The sequence below is a fragment of the Burkholderia sp. KCJ3K979 genome (assembly GCF_016759955.1).
GTDB lineage: Bacteria > Pseudomonadota > Gammaproteobacteria > Burkholderiales > Burkholderiaceae > Burkholderia > Burkholderia orbicola.
Genome location: NZ_JACFYV010000403.1, coordinates 1 through 1963, shown reverse-complemented (window position 1 = coordinate 1963; position 1963 = coordinate 1). Strand labels below are relative to the sequence as shown.

General features: G+C 70.7%; 1 protein-coding gene and 2 pseudogenes. 2 read left to right on the top strand and 1 reads right to left on the bottom strand.

The window, feature by feature from the left end:
* Nucleotides 1–110 precede the first annotated feature (110 nt).
* Together H3O04_RS35175 and H3O04_RS35170 are read left to right on the top strand one after the other, a co-directional pair.
* Nucleotides 111–323, top strand: a pseudogene (locus H3O04_RS35175) (MFS transporter); the annotation flags it as partial.
* Nucleotides 324–348: 25 nt separating this feature from the next.
* Nucleotides 349–1650: a D-amino acid dehydrogenase gene (locus H3O04_RS35170; protein ID WP_011546619.1), complete on the top strand. Its 1302-nt coding sequence runs from the start codon at nt 349–351 to the stop codon at nt 1648–1650.
* A gap of 73 nt (nt 1651–1723) precedes the next feature.
* Here H3O04_RS35170 and H3O04_RS35165 read toward each other — a convergent pair.
* Nucleotides 1724–1963: pseudogene (locus H3O04_RS35165) on the bottom strand (RNA 2',3'-cyclic phosphodiesterase); the annotation flags it as partial.

Below are 1963 nucleotides of genomic sequence, written 5' to 3'. Positions count from 1 at the left end.
CGCGCCACGCGACCTGCTCCGGCAGCAGCGCGAAGAACGCCCAGTAGAGGATCGCGGCCGCGCCCCAGCCGAACGACCAGCTGCTCTGCACGGTGCCGACGGCCTTCGCGCGATGCTCGGGCCAGGGCTTCTGCTACAACCTCGGCCGCGGGCTCGGTTCGTTCTTTCCGATCCTCGTCGGCGCGCTGTCGCAATCGATGTCGCTCGTGAAGGCGATCGGCCTCGTCGCGGGCGGCGGCTATCTGCTGGTGATCGTCGCGGCGCTCGTGCTGCCGGAAACGCGCGGCAAGTCGCTCGTCGACGATCCGGCCGTCGCGTCGTGAGCCACCGCCTCGTTCCGGACACCGCATGCACGTGATCGTTCTCGGCGCCGGCGTGATCGGCGTCACCACCGCCTGGCACCTGCGCGAAGCAGGCTGCGACGTCACCGTGATCGAACGCGAGGCCGATGTCGCGCAGGCGACGAGCCTCGGCAACGCAGGCGTGATCGCGCCGGGCTACGTGACGCCGTGGGCCGCGCCCGGGATGCCCGGCAAGATCCTCAAATACCTGTTCAAGCCCGCGTCGCCGCTGATCTTCCGGCCGACGCTCGACGCCGCGCAGTGGCGCTGGATCGCGCGCTGGCTGCGCGAATGCGAATTCGAGCGGTTTCGCGTGAACAAGCAGCGGATGCAGCGCATCGCGTATTACAGCCGCGCGTGCCTGCATGCGTTTCGCGAGCGTTATTCCTTCGACTACGGCGCGAGCCGCGGCTATCTGCAACTGCTGCGCGGCGCGTTCGACGTCGACATGGTGCAGCCCGCGCTGAAGGTGCTGCGCGATGCCGGCATCGCGTTTCGCGAACTCGACGCGGCCGGCTGCACCGCGATCGAACCGGGCCTGCGCTGGGCGCGGCAGGCGCCCGTCGGCGGCATCTACCTGCCCGACGACGAAGCCGGCGACTGCGCGCGCTTCACCCGCGAACTGCGGGCACTGTGCGAAGCGAACGGCGTGGCATTCCGCTTCAACACCGAACTGCGCGCACTCGATGTCGCGGGCGGAAAAGCGCGCGGCGTCCACGTCGTCGCCGTGGGCGGAAACCACGAAGGCAACGGTAGCGGCGGCGCGCGACACGGCACGACACTCGCCGCCGACGCGATCGTCGTCGCGCTCGGCGTCGACAGCGCCGGCCTGTTGCGACCGTACGGCATCGACGTGCCGCTGTATCCGGTGAAAGGCTACTCGGCCACGCTCGCGGTCGTCGACGACGAAAAGGCGCCCTGCGCCGCGCTGATGGACGAATCGCTGAAGACCGCGATCACGCGCTTCGGCCCGACGCTGCGCGTCGCCGGCACCGCGGAGCTCGGCAATCGCCACGCGGCGCTGCGGCAGCAGGCGCTCGACACGCTGATGAAGGTGCTCGACGACTGGTTTCCGCACGCGGCCGATCGCACGTCGGCGCGCTTCTGGGTCGGCCGCCGGCCGATGACGCCCGACGGGCCGCCGCTGCTCGGCGCGAGCGGGATCGACGGCCTCTGGCTCAACGTCGGCCATGGCTCGACGGGCTGGGCGATGTCGATGGGTTCGGGAAAGGTGGTCGCGGATCTCGTCACCGGACGCACGCCGGAGATCGATCTGGCGGGGTTGACGCTCGCGCGGTACGGCCGCTAGGCCTGTTCGCGCGAATAACGACGAACGACGCCGCCATGCGGGCGGGAAGGCACGTTCCCCTCTCTGGAAAAATTCATTCGTGGGGCCGCTCCTCAGCGCCGACGCTGTCGTCCGCGCGTGCAATCGGCGCCGACACGATCGGCCGATGCGACACGCCCTCCTGCGACAGCCGGCTTTCGAACAGCGTCAGCGCTTCGACGCGCACCTCGACGGGCCGCCCCGGCGCGCCGCCGTGCGCGGGCTGGCCGATCGCATCGTGCGGCAGCCGCGCGAGCGTCACGTGCGGCCGGAACGGCCGCCGGTCGGCCGGCAC

Excerpts from the sequence above, each read along its gene's own strand:
- H3O04_RS35170 (WP_011546619.1), top strand. The coding sequence starts at position 349 with ATGCACGTGATCGTTCTCGGCGCCGGCGTGATCGGCGTCACCACCGCC.